Below are 21,023 nucleotides of genomic sequence, written 5' to 3' on the forward strand. Positions count from 1 at the left end.
AATCGGCAAGCGCAGGTATATGTTGCGAATTGCCGGCCGCAAAGGTAAGAATTTAATTCTCAACCTGCAACCGGCAATTCGGTACCTGCTTTTTGTATTACCAGCTTGCTTTTTTAACTCCTGGTATCTGGCCTGCTAATGCCATTTCACGGAATGTTACACGTGAAATGCCAAACTGGCGCATATAACCACGAGGGCGGCCGGTTAGCTTGCAACGGTTGTGCAATTTTACCGGTGATGCTGCTTTAGGTAATTTATCAAGAGCGATATAATCACCAGCTTCTTTCAAAGCAGCTCTTTTTTCAGCATATTTAGCTACTAACTTAGCACGTTTTACTTCACGTGCTTTTACACCTTCTTTAGCCATTAGTATTTTGATTTTTAAATGGTAATCCAAATTGTTTAAGCAATTCCAAAGCTTCAACATCGTTGGTAGCTGAGGTTACAAAGGTAATATCCATACCTTGAATTTTATTGATCTTGTCAATATTGATCTCAGGGAAGATAATTTGCTCAGTGATACCTAATGTGTAGTTACCTCTGCCATCAAAACCTTTATCGTTGATACCTTTGAAGTCACGGATACGTGGCAAAGCAACAGCGATTAAACGGTCAAGAAACTCATACATTGTATTGTCACGTAAAGTTACACGTACACCTACCGGCATGTTTTTACGCAATTTGAAGTTTGAGATATCTTTTTTAGATTTTGAAGAAACCGCTTGCTGACCGGTAATGGTTGTTAACTCGGTGATTGTGTTCTCGATAAGTTTTTTATCGGTAGTAGCACCACCAACACCCTGGTTGATCGCGATTTTTTCAAGCTTAGGAACCTGCATTACGCTTTTGTACTGAAATTTATCTTTCAGCGCGGTGCGAATTTCGTCCTTATATTTTGATTTTAATCTTGGTACGTAAGTCATTACTTAATTTCCTCCCCTGATTTTTTTGCTACCCTTACCAATTTGCCGGCATCGCTTAATTTGCGGCCAACGCGGGTTGGGTTACCTGTTTTAGGATCAACCAGTGCTAAGTTTGAGATATGGATAGCAGCTTCTTGCTTAACTATACCACCATTAGGGTTAGCAGCATTAGGTTTTGTATGTTTTGATACCAGGTTGGCACCTTCAACTACAGCCCTGTTAGTTGCTGTGATCACTTCAACTATTTTACCTTGTGATCCTTTTGAATCACCGGCAATAACCTTAACAAGATCTCCTTTACGAAGCTTAATCTTGCCGGTTTCTACTTTCTTTTTATATGCCATGTTACAATACCTCCGGTGCTAATGATACAATTTTCATAAATTGTTTCTCACGCAGTTCTCTTGCAACCGGGCCGAAGATACGTGTACCTCTTGGCTCATCCTGGTTATTTAACAAAACAGCTGCGTTGTCGTCGAAACGGATATATGAACCATCTTTACGACGGATCTCTTTTTTAGTTCTAACCACTACGGCTTTAGATACGGTGCCTTTTTTAACGTTACCTGAAGGTATCGCGCTTTTTACGGTAACAACAATTTTGTCACCTATCGAGGCGTATCTTTTACCTGTACCACCTAACACACGGATAACTAAAACTTCTTTAGCTCCGCTGTTATCGGCTACATTTAATCTTGATTCCTGTTGTACCATCTTATTTAGCCCTTTCTAAAATTTCAACTAATCTCCAGTTCTTACTTTTGCTCAGCGGGCGGGTTTCCATAATTAATACGGTATCGCCAATACCACAGGTATTAGTTTCGTCATGAGCCATAAATTTGGTAGTTTTCTTTACGAACTTACCATAGATCGGGTGCTTCACCTTCCGCTCCACAGCTACAACAATAGATTTTTCCATCTTATTGCTAACTACCAGACCGGTACGTGTTTTTCTTAAATTTCTTTCCATTTTTTCGACGTTTAAAAAATTAATTTTTATCTGAAGCTGACGCCGCTTTACGCTTTGTTATTTCAGTATTTAAACGAGCGATGTCCTTACGCACTTTAGTGATACGGGTTGGGTTTTCAATAGCCGATACCGCATGAGCAAATTTCAGTTTGGTAAGATTGGTTTTCTCCTCACCGATCTTCGCAACCAATTCTTCGGTCGAAAGCTCTAAAATTTCTGAGTTCTTCATTTTCTTTGTTTGTTATTCGTTGTAATGTTGCAAAGTTGTAATGTTTAATGTTGCCTGTCTTTTCAAATGGCAGGTGTAATTTAACATTACAACCTTTCAACATTTACAACCTTTCAACCTCTTTATTTATGCCTCTACGTAATCTCTACGTACTATAAATCTCGTTTGTACAGGTAATTTTTGCGCTGCAAGGCGTAGTGCTTCTTTAGCTACTTCTAAAGGCACACCTTCTGCTTCAAAGATGATCCTTCCGGGGCGTACTACCGCTACCCAGTATTCAGGGGCACCTTTACCTTTACCCATACGTACCTCTGCAGGTTTTTTAGTTACAGGCTTGTCAGGAAATATCCTGATCCATACCTGTCCTTCACGTTTCATAAAACGTGTTACAGCGATACGGGCTGCCTCGATCTGACGGCTGGTGATCCATGCCGCCTCGAGTGATTTTATACCGAAAGATCCAAATGAAAGTTCAGCACCACGGGTGGCTAAACCTTTCATTCTGCCTTTTTGCATCTTTCTGAACTTCGTTCTTTTTGGCTGTAGCATTTTTTTAAGCTTTTATATCTAAACGATGTCTGTCTCGACTTTGTTAATAATTATCTTCTACCTGGTCCACCCGGGCGGTTTCCACCACCCTGTCCACCACGATTCTGACCACCTTGGCCACCACGATTTTGTCCACCCGGACCACGGTTGTTACCACCCGGGCCACGATTGTTTCCGCCACCTCTGTTATCGCGACGCTCACCGCCTCTTTCGCCGCCGCGCTCATTGCCACGACCGCCAAAGCCTGCGTTACCTTCCGGACGGCCACCTTTGCCGCTGCTGCTGCTGGTGCCACCAATGTTAGGTGATAAATCGCGTTTTCCGTATACTTCGCCTTTGCAAATCCATACTTTAACACCTATTTTACCATAAGTAGTTAAAGCTTCGGCCAATGCATAGTCAATATCAGCACGGAAAGTGTGCAAAGGTATTCTGCCTTCTTTGTATTGTTCAGAACGGGCCATCTCCGCGCCGCCTAAACGGCCTGAAGTCATTACTTTGATACCTTCGGCACCCATTCTCATGGTTGCTGCGATGGTAGTTTTCATGGCTCTACGGAAAGATATACGAGCTTCTAATTGTTTTGCTATGCCTTCAGCTACTAATTGCGCGTCAAGCTCAGGACGTTTGATCTCGAAAATGTTGATCTGAACTTCCTTTTTAGTAAGTTTTTTCAACTCTTCTTTGATCTTGTCAACTTCCTGGCCGCCTTTACCAATTACGATACCCGGACGGGCAGTGTGGATAGTTACAGTGATACGTTTTAAAGTACGCTCGATAACTACTTTTGATACACCACCTTTATTGATACGTGCTGATAAGTATTTGCGGATTTTTTCGTCTTCAACTAATTTGTCGGAGTAGTTGTTGCCACCGAACCAATTAGAATCCCAACCTCTGATGATTCCTAATCTGTTACCTATTGGATGTGCTTTCTGTCCCATTTCAAATTAATTGTTTTCGTTTTTACTATCCACAATAAGGGTTACGTGGTTTGAGCGTTTACGGATACGGTATCCTCTTCCTTGCGGAGCAGGGCGTAATCTTTTTAACTGACGACCACCGCCTACTGATACTTCTTTAACGAATAAACCAGCATCTTCGGCTTTTTTGCCTTCGTTTTTAGCTTCCCAGTTGGTAATTGCTGATACCAGTAATTTCTCAACACGGATAGCAGCTTCTTTATTTGTAAACTTTAATATGTTTAAAGCTGCAAATACATTCTCACCGCGTATCAGGTCAACCACCAAACGCATCTTGCGTGGTGATGTTGGGCAGTTCTGTAACTTAGCAACAGAAGCGCCGCCTTGCTGAGCTTTTTTCTCAGTTTTGCGCTGTGCAATCAGTACAGACTTTTTAATTTTTGTTGTTGCTTCCATTGCTAATTATTTTTTCTTCTCTGCGTGACCGCGGAATGTACGGGTTGGGGCAAACTCTCCCAGCTTATGACCAACCATGTTTTCTGTTACGTACACAGGTATAAATTTATTACCGTTGTGTACTGCAAATGTGTGACCAACGAAATCAGGAGAGATCATGGAACGACGTGACCATGTTTTTACAACTGATTTTTTGTTTGTATCATTCAAGGTAAGAACTTTTCTTTCCAGGTTATGATCAATATAAGGTCCTTTTTTAATTGAACGAGCCATTATTTCTTCCTTCTTTCAATGATGTAGCGATCCGATGTTTTCTTTTTGTCGCGGGTTTTGTAGCCTTTAGCTAATAAACCTTTGCGAGAGCGTGGGTGACCACCTGATGAACGGCCTTCACCACCACCCATAGGGTGATCTACCGGGTTCATGGCAACACCACGAACTCTTGGCCTTCTGCCCAACCAGCGTTTACGGCCGGCTTTACCTAATACCTCATTTGCTTTCTCTGCATTTGAAACAGAACCAATGGTTGCAAGGCAGGTTGACAGTATCATACGTGTTTCGCCTGAAGGCAATTTGATAATGGCGTATTTGCCATCACGTGCTGAAAGCTGCGCGTAAGTACCTGCACTACGTGCAATAGTACCACCCTGACCAGGGTTTAATTCAATATTGTGAATAATTGAACCCAATGGTATGTTTTTCAAAGGTAAAGTGTTACCAACCTCTGGGGCTGCAGTAGCGCTTGAAAGTACGGTTTGACCAACTGTTAGGCCTTCCGGTGCTATCATGTACCTTTTTTCGCCATCTACGTAAAACAATAATGCGATACGTGCTGAACGGTTTGGATCATATTCAATAGTTGCAACCTTTGCAGGTATGTCAAACTTATTGCGTTTAAAGTCGATTAATCTGTATGACTGTTTGTGACCACCACCTAAGTAGCGCATGGTCATCTTACCACTATGGTTACGACCGCCTGATCTTTTGTGCGATACAACCAGTGACTTTTCAGGCACGTTGGTTGTTACGTCCGAATAATCAGCACCTACTCTGAAGCGGGTACCCGGGGTAACTGGTTTAAATCTTTTTACTGCCATCTCTCTTTTTATATAGTGCTATAAAAATCTATTGTTTCACCATCTTTCAACGTAATGATCGCTTTTTTGTAAGTTGCAGAGCGGCCTTGTACGGCACCTGCCTTAGTGTTGCGGGTTTTCAGTTTTCCGATGTACTTCATGGTGTTAACAGCTTTTATGTTTACACCATACATTTGTTCAATTGCTGCCTTGATCTGAATTTTGTTGGCTCTGTGGTCAACTTTGAAAGCATAACGGTTAAGCTTCTCAGTTAATTGAGCTACTTTTTCAGTAAGTAAGGGTTTCTTTAAAATTTCCATATTACTTAGCTAATGCTTCCTCCAAAGTTTTAATAGCACCTTCAGTTAACAAAAGTTTACCGGCGTTAAGCACATCATATGTGTTTAATTGTTCAACCGAAATAACTTTGGTTTTTTTCAGATTTCTGCTTGATAAATAAACATTGTTGTTTTCAGCAGCTGCTAATACTAATAATGTTTTATCATTAGTAACATTAAGATCAGCTTCCATTTTGATGTAAGTTTTAGTTTTGATGGTATCAAAGCTAAAATCTTCCAATATTACAATGTTGTTGTCTTGTGCTTTATATGATAAGGCTGATTTACGTGCCAATGATTTTAACTTCTTGTTTAATTTGAAGCTATAATCGCGTGGCTGCGGACCGAATACACGGCCACCACCATTAAACAATGGTGATTTTACGCTACCTGCACGGGCACCGCCTGTACCTTTTTGCTTATATAATTTGCGGGTTGAACCTGCAATTTCGTTACGTTGTTTTGATTTGTGCGTACCCTGACGTTGGTTAGCAAGAAATTGCTTAACATCAAGATAGATCGCATGATCATTAGGCTCAATTCCGAATACGGACTCAGGAAGCTGCACCTTGGCACCTGTCTCTTTACCTGAGATGTTTAATACATTAATCTCCATCTTATTTATCCACTATTACGAATGAACCCTTAGCCCCAGGGATTGAACCTTTAACAACTAACAGATTATGCTCCGGGTAAACTTTCACAACTTCTAAGTTTTGAACTTTTACACGTACATTACCCATTTGGCCGGCCATGCGCATACCTTTAAATACACGAGAAGGCCATGATGACGCACCCAAAGAACCCGGCGCACGTAAACGATTGTGCTGACCGTGAGTTTGCATACCCACACCACCAAAACCGTGACGCTTTACCACACCCTGAAAGCCTTTACCTTTTGAGGTACCAACCACATCCACAAAATCACCTTCAGCAAAAATCTCAACGGTAACAGTGTCACCTAATGATTTTTCGTCTTCGAATGTTTTGAACTCAACCAGTTTGCTTTTTGGAGCAGTACCGGCTTTTTGGAAATGGCCTTTCAGAGGAGCAGTAGTGTTCTTCTCTTTTTTGTCACCATATGCCAGCTGAACAGCTGCATATCCGTCTGTTTCTACAGACCTAACCTGTGTAACTACACAGGGGCCAGCTTCGATCACAGTACAAGGGATATTTTTCCCCGACTCGTCGAAAATGCTGGTCATTCCTACTTTTTTACCAATAATTCCTGACATTTTCTTATTTAGTTTGTGCCCATCGAAGCAGTAGGGCTTCGTTCAAGGCATATTATTCCCCTCGAAAGGGACGGCAAAGATAGAAATTTTAGATTAATTGTCAAATAGTTAGCAAGTTATTTTTAAATATTTATTTACAGACGATTAAACCAAAACCACCGGTGCCGCCATGTACAGAAAAGACAGGTGGAATGCGCGTGAAGAGGGTCGCGGTATTTTTATTTTCAGGCGAAATATTTTTTACTCCGTCATTAGCCGCCTAATGAGTTCGCCGCTTTGTTTGTTGCCCTCGGCAAGGCGGTCTTTAAAGAACGCCTGGGTTTCATTAAAATGCTTTTTATAGCCTTCCATATCGCCATATCCTATTATTGCGGCCCATTCGCGCACGGCCGAATGGAACTCCAGATCGTCGCCCCTAATGGTTTTATCATATAATGCCGTTTCAATGGATTCTTCCAGAAGTTCTTCATTTTTAAACAGATACTCGGCGATACCCAGGCGCAGTCGGAAAGGCGGCGTTTGCCCGATCAGGTTATCATAAGGGTTTACATCTAGGTGGTACCAGGCATCAACCATGCTTAATATGCTCAGATGCGAGTTGGGTTTTTGAACTTCGGCATTTTGCGATAACGAAAATTCTTTCATTACGCTATCGTTCAGCATAATAGGCTTACGGCTTTCATGAAAAACAAACTCGCGGGCACGGTACAGCCGCTCCCGAAATTCGTCTTCCTTCTCCATGATCATCAGCTTAAACAATTCCGATTCGGATTGCGCGTAGCGTTTAACCTGCTGCCTTGCATAAGGGTTAAGGATAGCCAAACCTGCATATACGTGTGCCTTGTAACTGAATATACGCAGCGTGGTGAGTATCTTTACATTATCGATACCTCCTATGTACGAGCTATTATCCCAGGGGAAGAAACCGGCTGATTTCCAGGCGGTACCCATACTTTCAAACCCTACGTGTGTTACGGCCTGTGTATCGGCCACAATTTTATCATGCTCGTGGTAATCCTTCAGTTCTACAATGTCCGATCCTATGGCCGTAAACAAGTCCAGCATGCGCTGGTAGGCATCGCCGGTTGAACGGTGATTGATGAGGATCAACTTCTGATTTTCGGGCTGAAAGCCGGGCCCGTGCATAGCATGAAAGGTGATGATGTTGGCATCGGCAGGCAAATGCTTTTCAAACATGGCAATCTCGGGCGATTTTACCGAAGTTTGCCCTGCCACAATTGCACCGTATTTGGTAATAGGACCATATTGAGCAACCACCTGTGGCAGTTTTTCGGCCTCGATAGAATAAATGATGAGGTCGCAGGTGTGTGATACCTCTTTGCCGCTTTCCAGCAGTTTTATGCCAAGCGGACTAAGCTCTTCTTCGAGTTTCTCGCGGTTTTGGGGCATATCGCATCCGCACACATCATAGCCTGCTTTGGCAAAGGCCTTGGCGTATAAACGCCCCATATCTCCTAATCCTATAATACCTATTAACATTCGTTTATTAAAAAGGCTAAATATAATAAGGCTTTTTCTCAATAAGTACAATTAGGTGTGGTATTTTGTACATGTGGGGATAATAAGCCGGTCTTATTGTTCATTGGCCAACCTATAGCCGATTATTGAATAGTTTTTATAGTTTTGTTAAAAACAATGTCAATAATTGGCAATAATTTAATATTAAAATTGTTTTTTAGTACGATATATCTATTTAAGCCCATGATGAACAAATTAGTAAATACCCCGCTACTGGTTTTAATTGCACTTATTACTATTATATCAAACGTGTACGCGCAAGATTCTGTAAAGCGTACAGGCGTTGTTAAACCCACTACATCGCAATATGTGAAACCGGCAGTACAACAAGGTGCTAAACCAGGTACGCCGCAAACTGCAGCAAAACCTGTTTACACCCAGCAACAAGCGCAGCAAGCCCCTGTATTGAATACCGACCGCACACTTAACGGTCAATACCGTTACCTGCTTACCAAAGTATACAACTACCAGCAACCGCTTGTAGCGGCACTGTACCGCAACATGACGGATACGCTTAAAATAGCCCGTGCTGAATTGCAGAAAGCCAAGTCTACCGTTAGCAGCCAGGCGGCTACCATAAAAGGCCTGAATGCTGATGTAAGCACTAAAGATGAAACCATATCGGCCTCAAATGCCCGTGTAGACGAGATTCGTTTGTTGGGGATACCTTTTACCAAGGCAACCTACAATTTGTTAATGTGGGGACTGGTTATCGGTTTCGGTGTGGCATTGGCCATTGTAATATTTACTACCGCGAGATTTAAGCACGAAGCAAAGTACCGTATTAAACTTTACGATGAGCTATCATCAGAGTTTCAAACCTACAAAGCCAAAGCCAACGAAAAAGAAAAGAAACTTGCCCGCGAACTGCAAACCGAGCGTAACAAGCTTGATGAGTTGCTGGGAAGATAGGTTTGAAGAGAGACAAGAGATAAGGATCAGGAGACAGGACGCTTTTGATTATTATGCCTGACTGATTTCCTTTTTCTTTGATTGGGCGATTCCCCACTTATAGGCTACATACAGCAGCATACAGGTAACGCTTAATTGTACAAGAGCTATGGCCATAATAGTGTTGCTTATAACGCTGGCCTTCTCTATAGTAAAGGGATGCAGTTTGGGCAATGCGTACGATGGAGGGTATATGGTGGTATGCCAGCCTGCCGTTACATGAGCGGGTGTTATTATCCTGGTGCTTAATGTGACGATCATCTGCTCTGCCAATATGATTTGCGCAAGCAGAAATAACCCAGATAACATGATGATGCTATTGGAAAATGGCCTGCTGAATTTTTTGAAAAGTTCCTTTATAAAAAATATCAGGAACACCACAAATGTGAATATCAGGGTTACTATCGTGGAGTTTTTGATCACGAAATAGGTATCCTGTAAATTGATATCTAAACTATAATTACCGGCAATCGTACCAAGGAAAGGGTATACTATTAAAATGGTGATGCTGCCTGCAATAGCCAGCCAGGCCAGCTCTATTAATACAATTCGGTAGATAGGTTTCATATAGGTGATAGATGCGATAAGGCACCACAAGATAATAATTTGCGGCATTAACAACAAAAACAGATTATCCCCGCTGTACCATGGCTGCCAGCTTTTTTGGCGCTACAAGGCAATACGCGGTTTTAAGAGCATCAGTTAGTAGTTGCTCGTTCACTTTAGCGAGGTTTACAATTGTCCAGCCTTGTTTGCCCCATTTATTGGGCACGGGGTAAATGATGGTATTATCGGCCAGTGAAAAAACGTCCTGATCAATTTCAGATAATTTAAGCGAGGCTAATCGCGTGTGCACATCTACAGTGGCAAATATTTTTTTATTAACTCTGAAAGATGTTTTTTCAAAATGGGGCTGTTCACTCACCTCGGGGAGCGATAGTGCAATTTGCCGGAATAGATCGATGTTTACCATTCACCAAGATAAAAACTAATTGGCAACATTTCTGCGATGAGTCACTGGCGCAAATGCCCCCTTAAGTTGACAGTATTACACTCCGGTTTTGCCATAAATAGGCGCTATGTTTGAGTAATTAAAAACACTAACATTATGGCAAAGCAAATTTTTGTAAACCTACCGGTAAAAGACCTGAACAGATCTGTTGAATTTTTCACCGCTATAGGATATACTTTCAATCCGCAATTCACCAATGAAAATGCAACCTGCCTTATACTTGGCGATAATATCTTCGCGATGCTGCTGGTTGAACCATTTTTTCAATCATTTACCAAAAAGGATATTGTGGATACAGCTAAAGGTAACGAAGTGATCGTGTGCCTGTCAGCCGATAGCAGGGATGAAGTTGATGCGTTTGTTAGCAAGGCCGTAGCTGCAGGTGGTACCGTAGCCGGTGAAAAGGAAGATCACGGCTGGATGTACGGCCACGGCTTTCAGGATCTTGACGGACACCTTTGGGAAATGTCGTATATGGACATGAGCGCACTGCCGCAATAAAGGCCACTTATGCTGTCGCGAGTTTAACGAAGTGTAACTCGTGACAGTGCATGATGACGAGTAAAATCAGATAAAACCATGGCCTGTCACCCTGAGCCTGTCGAAGGGTGCGTGGGTGATGGCCTCTAAGCATTATCCTCCCATTATTAAAACGCTGTCATGCTGAGGAACGAAGCATCTGTCATATGCTTAGCTGCGCGAAGAAGATTCTTCACGTTGTTCAGAATGACAGGGCTGAAGAGAATGCCATCTTCATTAAAAGCACAAAAAAAGACCATCCGTAAAACGAATGGTCTTTTTTATATCGAAGGTAATCTTGCCTATCAAACTTTGATTTCCACTTCAACGCCACTTGGCAATTCAAGTTTCATTAGGGCATCAACAGTTTTTGAGTTTGAACTGTAGATGTCTAATAAGCGTTTGTACGAGCACAGTTGGAACTGCTCACGTGCTTTTTTGTTTACGTGCGGTGAACGTAATACAGTGAAAATTTTCTTTTCGGTTGGTAACGGAAGTGGTCCGCTAACTACAGCGCCTGTAGGCTTTACTGTTTTTACGATCTTCTCGGCAGATTTGTCTACCAAGTTGTAATCGTAAGATTTCAATTTGATCCTGATTCTTTGGCTCATTGTTAATTTAATTGTGGGATTTCACCGTTTATGATGATTTCACCGATTTGTTAATTGACTACCCTAAGAGCTATTTATTAGAGCAATCTTATTTATGTTAAGATTACACCGACAATCTGTGAAATCACATATTAATCGGTGTAATCAAAAAATCATTTATGCGTTTTGAGCAGCTTTTTTGCCTTTTGCTTTAGCAACTACTTCTTCCTGTACGTTACGTGGCGCTTCAGCATAGTGATCAAACTCCATGGTTGAAGTAGCACGGCCAGAAGTGATAGTACGTAATTGAGTTACGTAACCAAACATTTCTGAAAGTGGTACAGTAGCTTTAATTACCTGTGCACCTGCACGTGAATCCATACCTAACAGCTGGCCACGACGACGGTTCATGTCACCGATTACATCACCCATGTTTTCTTCAGGGGTAAGGATCTCGATCTTCATGATCGGCTCAAGCAATACCGGTTTACATTTTGGCAATGCCTCACGGTAAGCCATCTTAGCAGCTAACTCGAAAGATAGCGCATCTGAATCGACCGCGTGGAATGAACCATCAATTAAACGTACTTTTAAGCTGGTTAATGGGTAGCCGGCTAATACACCGTTTACCATTGAAGCTGCAAAGCCTTTTTCAACAGATGGGATAAACTCACGTGGAATAGAACCACCGCTGATTTCGTTAACGAATTGTAAACCTTCTTTACCTTCATCGTTAGGTGAAAGTATAACCTGGATATCAGCGAATTTACCACGACCACCGGTTTGTTTCTTGTAAGTTTCGCGGTGTTGTACAGTACCTGTGATAGACTCTTTGTAAGCTACCTGTGGCGCACCCTGGTTAACCTCTACTTTAAACTCACGTTTCAAGCGGTCCATGATGATATCTAAGTGAAGCTCGCCCATACCTGAAATTACAGTTTGGCCGGTTTCTTCGTCAGAGTTTACACGGAAGGTAGGATCCTCTTCGGCTAATTTACCTAAAGCCATACCTAATTTATCTACGTCGGCCTGTGTTTTAGGCTCAATAGCTAAACCGATAACCGGCTCAGGGAAATTCATCGATTCAAGTATGATCGGGAATTTCTCGTCGCAAAGGGTATCACCTGTTTTAATATCTTTAAAGCCTACTACCGCAGCAATATCACCTGCACCTACGTTAGGTATAGGGTTTTGCTTGTTAGCGTGCATTTGGAATATACGTGATATACGCTCTTTGTTGTCAGAACGCATGTTGTGTACATACGAACCAGCCTCTAAGTTACCAGAGTATACGCGGATAAAGCACAAACGACCTACGAAAGGATCGGTCGCGATTTTAAATGCTAAAGCTGCAAATGGCTCTTTAACATCCGGTCTGCGTAAAATTTCTTCGCCTGTATCAGGGTTAGTACCAATAATACCTTCAACATCCATAGGTGAAGGAAGTAATTCCATCACATAATCAAGCATGGTTTGTACACCTTTGTTTTTGAAAGATGAACCGCAAACCATAGGAACGATCTTAGCATCTAAAACAGCTTTACGTAAAGCGTCAAGTACTTCACGCTCAGTAATAGTTTCAGGAGCGTCAAAGAATTTCTCCATCAGGCTTTCGTCATACTCAGCTACTGATTCCAGTAATTTCTCTCTCCACTCGGTTGCTTCCTCAATCATATCTTCAGGGATAGGCACTTCAGTAAAGGTCATACCTTTATCATGCTCATTCCAAACGATACCTCTCCAGTTAATAAGGTCAACCACACCTTTAAAGCTTTCTTCAGCGCCAATTGGCAATTGCAATGGTACAGCGTTGCTGCCCAACATGCTTTTTACCTGTTTTACAACATTTAAAAAGTCGGCACCAGAACGGTCCATTTTATTAACGAAACCTATACGGGCAACGTTGTAGTTGTTAGCAAGGCGCCAGTTGGTTTCAGATTGAGGCTCAACACCATCAACAGCCGAAAACAGGAACACCAAACCATCCAATACACGTAACGAGCGGTTTACCTCTACGGTAAAATCCACGTGTCCCGGAGTATCGATAATGTTGATGTGGTAGCTATGATCTCTGTATTTCCAGTTTACAGTTGTAGCTGCAGAAGTAATGGTAATACCACGTTCCTGCTCTTGTGCCATCCAGTCCATGGTTGCAGCACCTTCGTGCACTTCACCAATTTTGTGGCTCACACCAGCGTAATACAGGATACGCTCGGTAGTAGTGGTTTTACCGGCATCAATGTGGGCGGCAATACCTATGTTTCTTGTATATCTAAGATCTCTTGACATCTGTTGTTATTTTGATTTCTCTGATTCTTTAAATGATTTCACCGATTTTGTTTCGATTTAAATGCAATCCTAACAAAATCGGTGTAATCAAATATTAAATCGGTGTAATCCTTTGATTAAAATCTAAAGTGTGAGAACGCCTTGTTAGCCTCAGCCATTTTGTGCGTATCTTCTTTCTTCTTCACAGCAGCACCTTCACCTTTAGCAGCAGATATAATTTCGCCGGCTAATTTTTCCATCATGGTTTTTTCGCCACGTTTACGAGCGTAGCTGATCAGCCATTTCATACCTAAAGCGATTTTACGCTCCGGACGAACTTCTGTTGGAACCTGGAAGTTTGCACCACCCACGCGACGTGATTTTACTTCAACGGCAGGCATTACATTGTTTAACGCTTTTTTCCAGGTCTCTAAGCCGTTTTCACTTGTCTTTTTCTCAACAATTTCAACAGCGTTATAAAATATAGAGTATGCGGTTGATTTTTTACCATCATACATCATGTTATTTACAAACCTTGTTACCAAAGTATCGTTGAACTTTGGATCAGGAAGGATAATTCTCTTTTTTGGTTTTGACTTTCTCATTGCTTGCTATCCTCCTTTAATTATTTCTTTTTACCTTTTGTAGGAGCAGCAACAACCTGTCCTGGTTTAGGGCGTTTAGTACCATATTTAGAACGACGTTGGTTACGGCCCGCAACACCTGAAGTATCTAAAGCACCACGAATGATGTGGTAACGTACACCTGGTAAATCCTTAACACGGCCACCACGGATCAAAACGATAGAGTGCTCTTGTAAGTTGTGACCTTCACCCGGGATGTAAGCATTTACTTCTTTACCGTTGGTTAAGCGCACACGGGCAACTTTACGCATTGCTGAGTTTGGTTTTTTAGGGGTAGTGGTATACACGCGTGTGCATACGCCTCTTCGCTGTGGACAGCTGTCCAACGCTGGTGACTTACTCTTGTCAACCATAGCTACTCTACCTTTTCTAACTAATTGCTGAATAGTAGGCATTTTTTCCTTTTTGTATTTACTGTTTTATCCTTATTTTAAGGACTGCAAAGGTAGGTACAATTTTTTTATTTTCAAGTAGTTGAGTGAAAATAATATAACTATATAAATTTACCATTCGGGTAGGTGCGTTAACGATAGCTGATATGAATCATATTTGAGCAGCAATGTATTAGTGAAAACGCAGGTATATGCAGTGGTATCTTCTTTATAACCATTTTTTTGAAAAGCAATACCTGTAGCGCTTTTGCCGGGCCTGTTCCTGCTTCCCGCTCATACTGCACAGGCCTTAGCCACGTTGGCCGGTATACGCTGCAATCAGGTTTAGTTGTGAACGTTACTACATTAAGCCACGGAATCGCCGGAGTTAATACCCGCTTTGAACTATAAGCTTTTGTATGGTGGAGCCTTCAGGTGCCCATTGTTTTGCTTTTGTGCCCCATGTTTTTGCTTCTTCTTTATTATTAAGCCTTTCGTAGCATTTTGCAAGGTTTATGGCCATTTCTGCCTTGTTGGCCAATTGCTTGTCATTACATTTTTCAATTCCATCTTTGTAATATGGAATTGCTTTTGCAGGTTCACCTTTTTCGAGGTAGGCATATCCAAGTTCGCGGTAAGTAAGTATATCGTCAGGCCTGGCTTTGTGTACACCCTCCAAAAATTTTATAGCCTCGTCATATCTCTTTAAGGCATTATAAGCAAACGATATCTCAAACTCCAGCCCTTTAAAATTCGGATTCTGCTGGTAAGCGGGCAGTAGGTAATCTAGAGCCATCTCACTATCATTAATGTCATTGTACACCCAGCCCAAGCGGTAGTTATGTGCTACAGTATCTTTATAAGTATAATAAATTTTAACCCAATCGGGTTCTTTTTTGATGTTTAACTCTTTAAAATGCGAAGGTGGCAAAATGGCAACGTTATTCCAGTTGGGCGATATTCTGTATTTAATGGTATTATATTTCATTGATGAGGTATCGCCAATGTATTTGCCACTTCTATCAATTGTGAAATGGCCCTTTAAATCGAAGGTGAAACCCGCTATTTCATCAATATAAATGTAGCCATACATATAGCTTTTAGCGGTGTCTGCTTTATTGAGCACTACCCATTTCTTTTCGCAGCGCGAAAATCGTTGATCAAATTTTAAAGTATCGGCAGATGTGGCTGCTTTAACAAAAGGAGATAAAAGCAGAATGAAGGTTGCAGATAAAATAAGGTTTTTCATGATTATGAATAGGTTCAATAAATATATTATTTGCTGATTTTAAAAGCAAATAATATTACCGCATTATTTTTCAGTCATTAAAGCTGAAAGGCCGGGTGGGGTCGCCACGTGAACATTGTTTTTATCATCAACCGTTACCGGCACAACTGTAAACTTACCTTGATAATACCAAAAAAATTGATTGGATACCGGTGCGGTACTTTCTGAATATGATTTATTAATTAAGGGCAGCATTCGTTGTATAAACTTAACAAAGTCAACAGGTTTTGCCTTGCTTATCTTGCAAATCGAAATTAATCCTTTATTAGGTATAGCAACCACAGAGCCCCATTCGCCCACCAATGCAGGCTTATTTATTGCCAGGTTAAGTGCATAACTTGCTGCATAATCTTCATTCTCTAAAAAAGTAAACTCTATTTTGGCGCCATCAATATCTATTGTTGGGGAAGCGCTTGCCATTTGTTTATTAGCTACATTAGCAAGTGCATCTGTAAACACATCATCTGTGTGTTTTTGCCATGCCTCAAATTGTTTTTTGGACACCGGAGTGAATGCATCCGGAAGGTCCAGCATCAGTAATGATTTTGTACCGGCGAGATCGGTTCTGGCAACCAGTGTTTCTGTACCGCCTCTTTGCGCTATAGTGGCATCATTATAAATGCGTACACTTAAATAGGGCTTTATCTTATCGTAATTAAACGCATCAATACCCTTTTGTGCTTCAATTGAGCTGAATATGGCGTTAAAATGCGCTTTTATAATGGCCGGCCATTTAGAATGGTCTGCTTCTTTACTACACTTTAATATTAAATTATCTAAATTAAAAACCTGCATCCCCTGGCCGCTTGCAAGAGTGATGGTGCCATTTTTTACGTTGTCAATTTTATAACGTTTGGCTATTTCTGTAATGGCGGTATCAACAATGGTTTTATATTCGGCTGTGTTAACCGTGTTTTTAAAGCCATCGGGCAGGTTGTAAGTAATTGTTTGAGCAAATAAATTGCAGTGCAGTAAAACTGCCAACAAAAGAGGAGCGAATAATCGTAATCTCATGGTAATTATTTACAGCTTCATATAAAAAGACTATTTACTCAGCTTTGCGCAAACTTCTTTTATACTTTGGCTCACTGGCTTAAACTCAATACCGATAGCTTTTTTGATTTTGCTGTTATCAAACTCTTTTAGCATTACTGACGATTGCGCGGCTATTTTATCGATAAAAGGATCTTTACCGGTTATGGCGGCCACAAATGCGGCTATGCGCCACGCGAGGCCCATCATCCATGGTTTAGCTTCGCTGGCCGGTGGCTTTATGCCGAAGCCTTGGGCAATTTCTTCTACCAATTGCTTGTAACTGCGGTTTTCGGCGTTGATAATATAGCGCTCTGCGGTAATGTCGGTAGCCATCAGGGCGATCATGCTTTTGGCCACATCGGCCACATCTACCAGTCCGGCGGTGCCGGGAGTGTAAAACTTAAGCCCTTTACGTACGGTTTCAAACAGCTGCCCTGTACCTTCGGTACCGGCATCGGCACCTAAAATAAGTGATGGGTTTACTATTACAGCATCCAAACCCTCGGCAATGCCACGCCAAACTTCCATCTCGCTTTCCAGCTTTGATATGGCGTAACCATCGTTTTCGGCAGTCTCTTCAAGATGATGGTTTTCGGTGATCAGTTCGCCGGGCTTGGCCAGGCCCAATGCCGCTATCGAACTTACATGCACCAGCCTCGCGTTAAACCGGATACACAGGTTAACGATATTAGCAGTGCCCTCAATGTTGGCAGCGATCATCGGTTTTTTATCCTTGGTTTTTAACGATACCCAGGCCGCGCAATGGTATACCTGCGTAACATTTTCAAAAGCAGCTTCCAGCGCGAAAATATCCAGTATATCGGCTTCGGCCCATTCAATTAAGCCCTTATAAGGTTGCAATATGGCAGGTATAGCAGATGAAGCCCGTTTAGTACAACGGATATGCTCGCCTCTTTGTGCCAACTGCCTTGCTACTTCGGCCCCAAGAAAACCGGTTGCGCCTGTAATTAGTATCATATTTTTGGATGTGCAAATGTGCTTATGTGCAAATGTGCATATTATTGACCATGATTTTGGATCAGAATTTACAGGATTTGAGAATTTACAGAATAAGTAATTAGGATTTAAGAATTTATAGAATGGGGATCAGAATTTTCAGAGACTTGTGTTGTTTTTATACAATTTAGATAATTACGTGTGTAAGCTAAACCATTTAAAATGTGCTGACGTATAATTCATTAATTCTGTAAATTCTTAAATCGTGTAAATTCTGATCAAGATTTCGCACATTTGCATACCGCCATTACACAATGATGTCATTAGCTGATTTTTTTACACCCATCGATATAAAAAAGATAACTCCTAAAAAAGGTTATTATACCAGTCAGTTGGGGCAAAAAATTGAGCACCACTCTGTTGACTTTCCCGATCTGGAACAAAAAGTGGATATCGCCATTGTTGGGGTACAGGAAGACAGGAACGGCACCAATAATGCAGGCAGTTCTTTAGCGCCCGATTATGTGCGAGAAAAGCTGTACTTGTTGCATGAGGGTAGCTACACTACCAAGATCGTAGATCTGGGGAATATTAAGCAGGGCGCAACCGTAACCGATACCTATTACGCCCTTAAAACGGTGGTAGAGGAGTTGATCAAGAACGATATTCTGCCAGTCATCATCGGCGGCAGCCAGGATCTTACATACGCCCAGTATCTCGGTTACGAAAACCTCGAACAAAAGGTAGACCTGGTAGTGATCGATTCCCATTTCGACCTTGAAGAAGATATCAACGAGGGTAGCATTGCCACCACATCAAGCTCATTCCTTAATAAGGTTTTCCTGCACGATCCTAACTACCTCTTCAACTACAGTAATTTAGGTTATCAAACCTATTTTAACAGCCAGGAGAGTTTGCGGGTGATGGAGAAGCTGTATTTTGATGTGCACCGCCTGGGCGAGTTAAGCGGTAACATTGCCGTTACCGAACCGGTGATCCGCAATGCGAACATGATCAGTTTTGATATTTCGTCTATCCGTTCGGCCGATGCCATGGGGAATGCCAACGCCAGTCCGAATGGTTTTTATGCCGAAGAAGCCTGCCAGTTATGCCGCTATGCCGGTTTCAACGACAAGTTAAGTTCTATAGGCTTTTACGAGTTTAACCCGGCTTATGATAACAATGGCCAAACCGCTATGCTGCTGGGCCAAATGATATGGTGTTTTATCGACGGCTTTTATAACCGCAAGCGCGATTTTCCGCTCAATCCCAAATCGCAATATCTTATTTACAAGACCAGCCTTAAGCATGAAGATCATGAACTGGTGTTTGTAAAAAGCAAAAAATCAGACCGCTGGTGGATGCAGGTGCCTTACCCTACAGCGGGTTCGCTCAACGAGCGTTTTCACCTGGTGCCTTGCCGGTATGACGATTACAAGACCGCTGTATCCGGTGAAATGCCCGATCTTTGGTGGCGTACTTATCAAAAATTGATCTGATAAGGCAATCCCTAACCTGTTTATCCGTTAAAGTAGCTCAAGTTTTTAAATTGATGAAGAAGATATTCTTTTATATAGCGGCTTTTGTGCCGGCATTATCCATGGCGCAAACAGCGCAGCCTTTTACTATTGATGCCAAAATTGGCAAACTGAACACGCCTGCCAAAGCATTTTTGGCCTATCGCGTGGGCGGTACTAACATTACCGATTCGGCCACTATCAGCAACGGTGCTTTTAAGTTTAGCGGTACGGTTGCTGAGCCAGCCAATGCCACGCTGTTTATTGATTATAAGGGTGTAGGTTTTGCCAAATACGTACAGCAAAATTTCCCGGATGGCGGCCCGTCAAAAACGGCCGATGCCCTTACCTTTTTTGTGGAGAAAGGTACCATCAACATAGCGGGTGCTGATTCGGCTAAGAAAGCCGTGGTTACAGGTTCGCCGGTTAACGACGATAATAAGAAACTCATAACCCTACTCAAACCGGTTAACGATAAAGCGCAAAAGTTAATGGCCGAAAATAAAGCGGCTACCGACGTGCAAAAACAATCGGCCGATTTTCAGAACGCTATGCAAGCCAAATTTAAGGTATTGCAGGATGAGCAAAAAAATGTATTGCGCGCTTTCATCAAAGCCAACCCTAACAGTTACATGAGCCTGCTGGCTTTAGGTTCGTTAGGTGGCCCGTCGCCAAACCCTGCCGAAATTGAGCCGGTATTTAACAGCCTGGCACAAAATATACAGGAAACCAACTTGGGCAAATCGCTTAAAAGCTCGTTAACCGTGTTGAAAGGCGTTTCGGTAGGTTCTATAGCGCCCGATTTTACACAGGCCGATGTTGATGGTAAAGATGTATCGCTATCATCATTTAAAGGCAAATACGTATTGCTCGATTTTTGGGCATCATGGTGCGGCCCATGCCGTATGGAAAACCCTAATGTGGTAAAGGCCTACAATAAATACAAAGACAAAAACTTTACCGTATTAGGGGTTTCGTTAGATAACGAGAATGGTAAATCTGCCTGGCTGGCAGCCATTAAAAAAGATGGTTTAACCTGGACCCAGGTATCCGACCTCAGATACTGGAATAACGAGGTTGCCCAGTTATACGCCGTGCAATCCATCCCCCAAAACTTCCTTATCGACCCAACCGGCCGCATCATCGCCCGCGATCTGCGTGGTGCCGATCTGGAAGCTAAACTGCTTGAGTTGTTTGGGAAGATATAAGGTTTTTGATCTCTTTAACTGTCATCCTGAGCGTAACGAAGGATCTATCATATTTAGGTTCTTCGTTAGGAATGGTAGTGCTTTAATTGAACGTTAGTGGAAGTACTTTTTTCTTTTCTCTCAAAAGAAAAAAGTACCAAAAAAGAAAAGTCGCGGCTTCGCAAGGAACTATGTTTGGGTCGTGCTTGGGCAAGGCTTGTGCTCCCCGTTCCTTACGATGCCGCATTTTTTGGAGTATGTTAGGGTTGTGCTTTTGCATTGGCGATGTAGCCTATTATTCCCGCAGCCGCTTGGCTTCGGCCAAGTGGCAACTATTCCGCGGCGTCCCGCCGCTGTACTACTAAAAAGAAATGCCACGGTTGAATAAAATCAGCTTTTCAAAAAAATCAGTGAAATCACCAATAAAATCGGTGTAATCCCAATAA

The 21,023-nt window shown here is 42.1% G+C and carries 28 protein-coding genes; 4 read left to right on the top strand and 24 right to left on the bottom strand.

The window, feature by feature from the left end:
• Positions 1–97 precede the first annotated feature (97 nt).
• The 15 genes from rpsN to ABD894_RS20115 form a co-directional block, all read right to left on the bottom strand.
• Positions 98–367 carry a 30S ribosomal protein S14 gene (rpsN, locus tag ABD894_RS20045; RefSeq protein ID WP_345212855.1) on the bottom strand — a complete coding sequence of 90 codons (270 nt, stop codon included), beginning with the start codon at positions 365–367 and terminating at the stop codon, positions 98–100.
• Positions 360–923, bottom strand: a complete 564-nt coding sequence (gene rplE, locus ABD894_RS20050) for a 50S ribosomal protein L5 (protein ID WP_345212856.1) — start codon at positions 921–923, stop codon at positions 360–362. Before rplE ends, rpsN begins: the two co-directional genes overlap by 8 nt.
• On the bottom strand, positions 923–1,267 hold the full coding sequence (gene rplX / locus ABD894_RS20055; RefSeq protein ID WP_345212857.1) for a 50S ribosomal protein L24: 345 nt from the start codon (positions 1,265–1,267) through the stop codon (positions 923–925). Before rplX ends, rplE begins: the two co-directional genes overlap by 1 nt.
• Before the next feature lies 1 nt (position 1,268).
• Complete coding sequence (gene rplN, locus ABD894_RS20060; protein ID WP_067059744.1) at positions 1,269–1,637, bottom strand: 50S ribosomal protein L14; 369 nt, start codon at positions 1,635–1,637, stop codon at positions 1,269–1,271.
• A 1-nt stretch (position 1,638) separates the two neighbouring features.
• Entirely contained in the window at positions 1,639–1,893 is a 255-nt protein-coding gene (rpsQ, locus tag ABD894_RS20065) for a 30S ribosomal protein S17 (RefSeq protein WP_345212858.1), read from the bottom strand.
• 19 nt (positions 1,894–1,912) lie between these two features.
• On the bottom strand, positions 1,913–2,122 hold the full coding sequence (gene rpmC, locus ABD894_RS20070; RefSeq protein ID WP_345212859.1) for a 50S ribosomal protein L29: 210 nt from the start codon (positions 2,120–2,122) through the stop codon (positions 1,913–1,915).
• Between the two features lie 126 nt (positions 2,123–2,248).
• Complete coding sequence (gene rplP, locus ABD894_RS20075) at positions 2,249–2,671, bottom strand: 50S ribosomal protein L16 (protein ID WP_345212860.1); 423 nt, start codon at positions 2,669–2,671, stop codon at positions 2,249–2,251.
• A gap of 50 nt (positions 2,672–2,721) precedes the next feature.
• Positions 2,722–3,615 (bottom strand): 30S ribosomal protein S3, encoded by an 894-nt coding sequence (rpsC, locus tag ABD894_RS20080; RefSeq protein ID WP_345212861.1) that lies wholly within the window; start codon positions 3,613–3,615, stop codon positions 2,722–2,724.
• A 6-nt stretch (positions 3,616–3,621) separates the two neighbouring features.
• On the bottom strand, positions 3,622–4,050 hold the full coding sequence (gene rplV, locus ABD894_RS20085) for a 50S ribosomal protein L22 (protein WP_345212862.1): 429 nt from the start codon (positions 4,048–4,050) through the stop codon (positions 3,622–3,624).
• Positions 4,051–4,056: 6 nt separating this feature from the next.
• The gene (gene rpsS, locus ABD894_RS20090) at positions 4,057–4,323 is read right to left on the bottom strand and encodes a 30S ribosomal protein S19 (protein WP_078347776.1); all 267 of its coding nucleotides are present in this window, start codon (positions 4,321–4,323) and stop codon (positions 4,057–4,059) included.
• Entirely contained in the window at positions 4,323–5,147 is an 825-nt protein-coding gene (gene rplB, locus ABD894_RS20095; RefSeq protein WP_345212863.1) for a 50S ribosomal protein L2, read from the bottom strand. The genes rpsS and rplB overlap by 1 nt, the downstream gene beginning before the upstream one ends.
• 8 nt (positions 5,148–5,155) lie before the next feature.
• Positions 5,156–5,446, bottom strand: coding sequence for a 50S ribosomal protein L23 (rplW, locus tag ABD894_RS20100; RefSeq protein ID WP_345212864.1), 291 nt, complete (start codon positions 5,444–5,446; stop codon positions 5,156–5,158).
• 1 nt (position 5,447) lies between these two features.
• A complete protein-coding gene (gene rplD, locus ABD894_RS20105) occupies positions 5,448–6,080 on the bottom strand; it encodes a 50S ribosomal protein L4 (RefSeq protein ID WP_345212865.1) in 633 nt (210 codons plus the stop codon).
• 1 nt (position 6,081) lies between these two features.
• On the bottom strand, positions 6,082–6,699 hold the full coding sequence (gene rplC, locus ABD894_RS20110; RefSeq protein WP_345212866.1) for a 50S ribosomal protein L3: 618 nt from the start codon (positions 6,697–6,699) through the stop codon (positions 6,082–6,084).
• A gap of 240 nt (positions 6,700–6,939) precedes the next feature.
• A complete protein-coding gene (locus tag ABD894_RS20115; RefSeq protein ID WP_345212867.1) occupies positions 6,940–8,199 on the bottom strand; it encodes an NAD(P)-binding domain-containing protein in 1,260 nt (419 codons plus the stop codon).
• Between the two features lie 222 nt (positions 8,200–8,421).
• Between ABD894_RS20115 and ABD894_RS20120 the strand changes: the two genes are divergently transcribed.
• Positions 8,422–9,150, top strand: coding sequence for a hypothetical protein (locus tag ABD894_RS20120; RefSeq protein ID WP_345212868.1), 729 nt, complete (start codon positions 8,422–8,424; stop codon positions 9,148–9,150).
• 51 nt (positions 9,151–9,201) lie between these two features.
• Here the strand turns inward: ABD894_RS20120 and ABD894_RS20125 are convergent, their stop codons facing one another.
• Together ABD894_RS20125 and ABD894_RS20130 are read right to left on the bottom strand one after the other, a co-directional pair.
• On the bottom strand, positions 9,202–9,756 hold the full coding sequence (locus ABD894_RS20125) for a hypothetical protein (RefSeq protein ID WP_345212869.1): 555 nt from the start codon (positions 9,754–9,756) through the stop codon (positions 9,202–9,204).
• A 64-nt stretch (positions 9,757–9,820) separates the two neighbouring features.
• Positions 9,821–10,162, bottom strand: coding sequence for an MmcQ/YjbR family DNA-binding protein (locus ABD894_RS20130; RefSeq protein ID WP_345212870.1), 342 nt, complete (start codon positions 10,160–10,162; stop codon positions 9,821–9,823).
• A 135-nt stretch (positions 10,163–10,297) separates the two neighbouring features.
• On the opposite strand from ABD894_RS20130, the gene ABD894_RS20135 reads away from it, so the two are divergent.
• A complete protein-coding gene (locus ABD894_RS20135; RefSeq protein WP_345212871.1) occupies positions 10,298–10,702 on the top strand; it encodes a VOC family protein in 405 nt (134 codons plus the stop codon).
• A gap of 323 nt (positions 10,703–11,025) precedes the next feature.
• On the opposite strand, the gene rpsJ is transcribed toward ABD894_RS20135, so the two are convergent.
• From rpsJ to ABD894_RS20170, 7 genes are all read right to left on the bottom strand, one after another.
• The gene (rpsJ, locus tag ABD894_RS20140; RefSeq protein WP_022830652.1) at positions 11,026–11,331 is read right to left on the bottom strand and encodes a 30S ribosomal protein S10; all 306 of its coding nucleotides are present in this window, start codon (positions 11,329–11,331) and stop codon (positions 11,026–11,028) included.
• A gap of 156 nt (positions 11,332–11,487) precedes the next feature.
• Complete coding sequence (gene fusA, locus ABD894_RS20145; protein ID WP_345212872.1) at positions 11,488–13,599, bottom strand: elongation factor G; 2,112 nt, start codon at positions 13,597–13,599, stop codon at positions 11,488–11,490.
• A gap of 116 nt (positions 13,600–13,715) precedes the next feature.
• Entirely contained in the window at positions 13,716–14,183 is a 468-nt protein-coding gene (gene rpsG / locus ABD894_RS20150) for a 30S ribosomal protein S7 (RefSeq protein WP_345212873.1), read from the bottom strand.
• 20 nt (positions 14,184–14,203) lie between these two features.
• A complete protein-coding gene (gene rpsL / locus ABD894_RS20155) occupies positions 14,204–14,617 on the bottom strand; it encodes a 30S ribosomal protein S12 (RefSeq protein ID WP_345212874.1) in 414 nt (137 codons plus the stop codon).
• A 364-nt stretch (positions 14,618–14,981) separates the two neighbouring features.
• Positions 14,982–15,842 carry a tetratricopeptide repeat protein gene (locus ABD894_RS20160; RefSeq protein ID WP_345212875.1) on the bottom strand — a complete coding sequence of 287 codons (861 nt, stop codon included), beginning with the start codon at positions 15,840–15,842 and terminating at the stop codon, positions 14,982–14,984.
• 63 nt (positions 15,843–15,905) lie between these two features.
• Positions 15,906–16,895 carry a hypothetical protein gene (locus tag ABD894_RS20165; RefSeq protein WP_345212876.1) on the bottom strand — a complete coding sequence of 330 codons (990 nt, stop codon included), beginning with the start codon at positions 16,893–16,895 and terminating at the stop codon, positions 15,906–15,908.
• 30 nt (positions 16,896–16,925) lie between these two features.
• The gene (locus ABD894_RS20170; protein WP_345212877.1) at positions 16,926–17,894 is read right to left on the bottom strand and encodes an NAD-dependent epimerase/dehydratase family protein; all 969 of its coding nucleotides are present in this window, start codon (positions 17,892–17,894) and stop codon (positions 16,926–16,928) included.
• Between the two features lie 296 nt (positions 17,895–18,190).
• Between ABD894_RS20170 and ABD894_RS20175 the strand changes: the two genes are divergently transcribed.
• Positions 18,191–19,372 carry a formimidoylglutamase gene (locus ABD894_RS20175; RefSeq protein WP_345212903.1) on the top strand — a complete coding sequence of 394 codons (1,182 nt, stop codon included), beginning with the start codon at positions 18,191–18,193 and terminating at the stop codon, positions 19,370–19,372.
• A gap of 53 nt (positions 19,373–19,425) precedes the next feature.
• Complete coding sequence (locus ABD894_RS20180) at positions 19,426–20,598, top strand: redoxin domain-containing protein (RefSeq protein ID WP_345212878.1); 1,173 nt, start codon at positions 19,426–19,428, stop codon at positions 20,596–20,598.
• The last annotated feature ends 425 nt before the right edge of the window (positions 20,599–21,023 follow it).

It is taken from the genome of Mucilaginibacter gynuensis (assembly GCF_039541195.1).
In the GTDB taxonomy this organism is placed as follows: Bacteria; Bacteroidota; Bacteroidia; order Sphingobacteriales; family Sphingobacteriaceae; genus Mucilaginibacter; species Mucilaginibacter gynuensis.